4 protein-coding genes and 1 pseudogene are annotated in these 5,242 nt (G+C 41.9%); 3 read left to right on the forward strand and 2 right to left on the reverse strand.

Annotation, left to right across the window (positions count from 1 at the left end; genetic code table 11):
- Positions 1 to 121 precede the first annotated feature (121 nt).
- The 3 genes and pseudogenes from tnpA (at position 122) to GVY04_19285 (ending at position 2,887) form a co-directional block, all read left to right on the forward strand.
- Positions 122 to 433 (forward strand): annotated as a pseudogene (gene tnpA / locus GVY04_19275) (IS200/IS605 family transposase).
- A gap of 382 nt (positions 434 to 815) precedes the next feature.
- Positions 816 to 2,405, forward strand: coding sequence for an IS1182 family transposase (locus tag GVY04_19280; protein ID NBD18197.1), 1,590 nt, complete (start codon positions 816 to 818; stop codon positions 2,403 to 2,405).
- Positions 2,406 to 2,710: 305 nt separating this feature from the next.
- Positions 2,711 to 2,887, forward strand: coding sequence for a hypothetical protein (locus GVY04_19285; GenBank protein ID NBD18198.1), 177 nt, complete (start codon positions 2,711 to 2,713; stop codon positions 2,885 to 2,887).
- 55 nt (positions 2,888 to 2,942) lie between these two features.
- Here GVY04_19285 and GVY04_19290 read toward each other — a convergent pair whose 3' ends face one another.
- Both GVY04_19290 and GVY04_19295 read right to left on the reverse strand, forming a co-directional pair.
- Positions 2,943 to 4,169 carry a hypothetical protein gene (locus GVY04_19290; protein ID NBD18199.1) on the reverse strand — a complete coding sequence of 409 codons (1,227 nt, stop codon included), beginning with the start codon at positions 4,167 to 4,169 and terminating at the stop codon, positions 2,943 to 2,945.
- A gap of 555 nt (positions 4,170 to 4,724) precedes the next feature.
- A complete protein-coding gene (locus GVY04_19295) occupies positions 4,725 to 5,117 on the reverse strand; it encodes a PIN domain-containing protein (GenBank protein NBD18200.1) in 393 nt (130 codons plus the stop codon).
- Between the last annotated feature and the right edge of the window lie 125 nt (positions 5,118 to 5,242).

Consider the following 5,242-nt stretch of genomic DNA (forward strand, 5'->3'; position numbering starts at 1 on the left):
AGGCTTTTAGAACTGCGATTACATATCGTTTTGTGAAGTGGCTTCAAGAAAATTGGGATGTATTTGTTGCTTACAAAGCAAGTTTCGGCTATATTTTAGCTTAAACTTCGTTTAAGTCCCGTTAGATGGTCACTTAGACAAAAGACTAAAAGAGTTAATCTATGAAGCTGTAGAGGAGATAGAAGGCGAGGTTATTGCTCTAGAAACTCATTACGATCATGTTCATCTCTTTGTTAATGTCCACCCTCGTTTAGCTCCTTATCAAATTATGCACAAAGTTAAACGATACTCTTCTCATTTCTTAAGAAAAGAGTATCCTTGGTTGAAGCAAAAACTTCCAAGTCTGTGGACAAGAAGCTATTTTGTTTCTACTGCGGGTCAAGTTTCAGGTGATACGATAAAGCGATATGTGGAAGAACAAAAAAATCATTAATCGAGTTTGTTCGTTTCGGACTGTCGAAGCTCTCAACGAACCCGCCTTATATCCCACGCCTAAAGGCAGTGGGCTTTACGGCGACTTCTGTAAAGCTTTGCCCTATTTTGTCCACTAAATTGGACGGCTTAGCGTTGTTAATTGTTCGCTTGCTACGCCAACGCCGAATATTGGAGCAGAAGTAGCGAAGCTGTCTAGGACACCGATTCAGTAATCGAAAACCAGGGCTGATTTACCGTTGAGCGATTTGAATCCCCTCTAAAATACTGAAACTAATTCGCGAAAAGAAATCGCGAATTATTGCTCTGATACACAAAATTTTGAGGTGAGGAATGCAGGAGCGGTAAAATAAACTTTCCATCAAGAGAGTTAGAATCCCCCCATGCGCCCAGAACCTTGGAATCCGACCATTAAGTTATCAAAAAAAGAGCAGAAAATCGTTAAACTCATTAAAAGAGCCAAACTATTCGTGTTTCTGCGAGAAATGCGCCACTTATTGTTTGACGAAGCTTTCCAAGAAGAACTATCCAAGATGTATGCAGAAGCGGACAAAGGTCATCCTCCTGTTCCCCCAGCACAACTGGCTTTGACGACAATCTTACAAGCTTATACGGGGGCATCCGATGCGGAAGCCATTGAAGCTCTGACCATGGATCGGCGATGGCAATTGGTGGTGGATTGTCTTGATTGTGAACAAGCTCCTTTTGCTCAAGCCACCCTGGTGAGATTTCGACAAGCTCTGATCATTCATCAACTTGACCGACGGTTGATAGAGCGAACGGTGGAACTGGCAAAAACAAGCAAAAAGTTCGGGTCACGGCAATTGCGAGCCGCCCTGGATTCTTCACCGTTATGGGGAGCAGCCAAGGTAGAAGATACCTATAATTTGTTGGGACACGCTCTGAAAAAAGCGTTGAGCGTGATAGCTCGTCAACAGGGGCGGGAGTTGACGGAAATTGCCTCCGAAATGGAGGCTGACTTGGTGGCAGGGTCAAGCTTGAAAGCAGCATTGGACTTAAATTGGGATGACCCCAATGAGAGGAATTTGGCTTTAGGTATGGTATTGGGAGTATTATCCCAAGTGGAAACTCACTTAGAGGGAGAAGCAGAAACTAAGTCTCATCCCGTGGTTCTCTCCAGCTTAGAAGCTGCTCAACAAATAGAAACACAGGATGTAGAAATAGATGAGCAGGGGGAAGTTAAATTACGAAAAGGGGTTGCTAAAAACCGACGCATTGCCATTGAAGATGAAGAAATGCGACATGGAAGAAAAAACCGCACCAAAAGGTTTGATGGTTATAAGCGTCATCTTCTCAAAGATTTAGACACAGAGCTCGTTCGAGCCGTGGGGATCACCATGGCTAATGAGGCTGAGGCTTCAGTGACTGAAGCAATCTCCGTCGATTTAGAGCATCAGAAAGCTAAGTTAAGCGAGTTACATATTGATCGAGCTTACTTGAGTAGCTCCTTGGTCAAAAATCGAGACCCAGAATTGAGGATCTACTGTAAAGCTTGGCGAGTATCTAATGGCAGTAAATTCGCCAAATCTGCTTTTGTTTTGGATTGGGACTCAGGAACCATTACTTGTCCTAATCAGGTCACTTTACCCTTCCGTGAGGGAGGCAAAGTGCAGTTTCCTAAAGCGACTTGTGCCAATTGCCCTCTGAGACAAAAGTGTACCACCAGCAAGAAAGGACGTAGTATTTCTATTCACCCTGATGAGAAATTCATTGCTGAGTTACGAGCCCGTCAATTAACTCCTGTGGGTCGAGCTAAATTACGGGAACGAGTAGCTGTGGAGCATAGCTTATCACACATCGGTCGCTGGCAAGGAAATCAAGCTCGCTACGTTGGCGTGCGAAAAAACTTATTTGACTTACGTCGCACGGCGGTTGTTCATAATCTTCATGTACTGGTAAGACTTTTAAAAGACGACCCAGAGCTATTTGTTTCAAAATTAGGCACTGCCTAGTTTTCGATTACTGAATCGGTGTTCTAGAAGGCAATTTAGAGATTATTGCAGCTTTCAGTGCTTGGGTATGTACGAGGTCCTCTTTCGCAACAGTCAGCGAAACGACTACCATATGTGCTTTTGAGCCACTGTTATAAATTCACTCGAATGTCTAATATTGCAGCTTCTGCTCAAAGCCTGCAATATTTTAGAGATGACGACATCCCAAAAATTAGTTTCTGAAATCCTTACCTGACAAGGCTTTTGAGCTAGATTGCCCCTGATGGAAGCTTGGCTAGGTTTACCCCATTTAGGAGAGAAACAAAATGACTGAACAAAATCAACATCAGAAGGCTGAACAAAATCAATATCAAGACTCGGTAAGAAATCCCTATTTTGAAGATCAACCTACCGAGGAAGACTTGGCAGATGATTACCCGATTTCAGACGCTTTTGAGGAGGTCGAACGTGAAGCCTGGCGCGAAATGGAAGAAAACTGTTAGAGGAGGAAAAAAGGTCAACTATCCATCGCTAAATGGGGTAAACCTAGCGAATTATCTAATTAGATATGGGGATTGTTAAAGGAACGCCTGCAAGGGTACTGCTATAGGAGACCGTATCCACCACTAGACCATCTGCATTGACTAATTCGATGGTATCTCCACCATTATTGAGTGCCATTGCCTGTCCTAAGCGCAGAATTTCTCTCTCTTGCCCTGGATTTAAACTACCAATACTTTCCAAACTCCAATTGGTATTGGCTCGGTCTTTTAATTTCCAGTCCGTCAAATCAATAATTTCATTGCTGACATTTTGGATAGTTACTGATTCTAGTTGAGATTCATCTCCTACAGGGTTGGGTAATAGAGCCGTTATTCTAACTCTGCTGTCAGTATTGATTACAGGATCGGGATTAATAACTGTATCATCATCAGAATTTGAAGAACCAGTAGCTATTTCACACTTATTGTTACGGCGTAATGAGGCATCAAAAACATAAGTTTTTTCTTGTTCGATTCTAGTTTCAAGTTCATCGGGTAATTGAGAAAAGAAATCTAATCCAGAGCGAGCTTCTACTTCATCAACACTCACTTGACCGCTTTTAATAGGTACACCTCTGGGAGTATCTTGGTCATAGATAAAAGCAGATACTAAAAGGTCGCTCGGTTCATTTTCAACATTCAATGCCACGATTTTCCAGTAGCCTGAAGGAATAACATGGGGTTCATCCGCTTTTGGTAACTGAGGCATTTCTCTTTCATACAAAGTCCCCGTCATTACGTAAACCACATCGCATTGATTGACAATACCTTTAACCCGATTTTCCAGGTCTAACCAAACACCACCGTTTAAGTTTCCTTTTTGGGGAGTTAAATTAGAAAGATAATTAGTTTGTGACCAAAAGTTTGTGCCTTTGAAAGTACCTAACGGTGCTTGATGTCCCCTGGTGGTTTTAATTTGAGCAAAAGCATCATCATAATCATCGGGTTCTAAAGTTTCATCAGGAGCGATGAGAGGGTCTGAGATGTAGTTACGACTGGTACTCGCATTACCATTTACAGTATTTCTATCTAAGCGATAGGCAACCCAATCAGCGAATTTGGTATCGTCATTAGACGATAAAGCATATATTTCCCGTACTATTAAGTCATTTGATGAAGGAGTACCTTTAGGGATTCCATAAGCATAGTGCTTGTCAAGATTAACCGTTTGAGCGTAAACAGGAACACAATTGAGGTTGAAGATAGCTAAACAAATTAGAATCAGACGAATTACTGAGAACATTTGGTTAAATTAGGGCAAATTGAAACCAAAGAGATTTATTTCTCTGGCTTAAGCTGAGAATCGGATTCTTGCTTGTACCTATTCTATTTTTTTAGCTTATAGGAGAGCGACAAATTTCGGGGGAGGTAAGCAGAATTTTCCTACTTAATCCTCCCAAAGCCCTTGAAATTTAGTGGAAGCCAGCTCTGTGTAACGTACTGTATGCTGAATCTGGTTATGTCCCAAACCACCTTGAAAGTCTTGCTAGCAGAGTGTTTCAGGCTTGGCAACCAAAATTTTTCCGTTACTATCTCAACACCATTTACTCCTGCTATCACGCCAACCTTCCAGCGTCTTTCGCTTGAAGTTGTATTTCTCAGCGATTAATGAAAGTTGTTGTTGTGCTTAAGCCTTCAGTTTCCATATCTTCCCTTTCCATGTCTTCCCTTTCAACCTCAGGAATAGAGAAGTTATTTTACTTTCAAGCCATCAAGAAGATCATTTCTTTGGTAATTTGATCACATCTTGTTGTGATATTTTGACGAATTCAATTCGCGATTATGCTCTGGTTAAACCTTATCCCAAAGGAAAAATTGAGATTAGTCCTGTTTGAAATGCTGAATCGTAAGTAATGAGTGTTAGGTTTTCTTGTTCAGCTTGTGCCATAAGCATTCGGTCAAAAGGATCGCGATGCGGGATGGGTAAACTTCCCGCTCTTAGAGCTTGAGTTGCAGTGATCACTAATTCACTAAATTGAGCTTCCATAAGGAGTTGTGAGTAATTTTCGACAAGAGGCTTGGCTTCGGGTAGTTTCCCTAAACGATACTTAGTCGCGATTTCCCATGCTGTCGCACTACTGACGAAAATCTGATTGCTGGAATTACGAATAATTTCTCGACACTCGGAATTTAATTTGGGGTCGTCAAAAAGCCACCACAGTAGGATATGGGTGTCGAGAAGGTAACTTATTCCCCTTAAGGGATGACAACAAAGCTATAAGGCAGACTGGAGGGTAGATACAGCCTTGAGACCTCTGTGAAAATCTAGGGATTTATGAGGCTTGAGAGCCATCAAACGATGAGCTAAATCTGACC

The sequence above is a fragment of the Cyanobacteria bacterium GSL.Bin1 genome (assembly GCA_009909085.1).
Taxonomy (GTDB): domain Bacteria; phylum Cyanobacteriota; class Cyanobacteriia; order Cyanobacteriales; family Rubidibacteraceae; genus Halothece.

Excerpts from the sequence above, each read along its gene's own strand:
- GVY04_19285 (NBD18198.1), top strand. The coding sequence starts at position 2,711 with ATGACTGAACAAAATCAACATCAGAAGGCTGAACAAAATCAATATCAA.
- GVY04_19290 (NBD18199.1), bottom strand. The coding sequence starts at position 4,169 with ATGTTCTCAGTAATTCGTCTGATTCTAATTTGTTTAGCTATCTTCAAC.
- GVY04_19280 (NBD18197.1), top strand. The coding sequence starts at position 816 with ATGCGCCCAGAACCTTGGAATCCGACCATTAAGTTATCAAAAAAAGAG.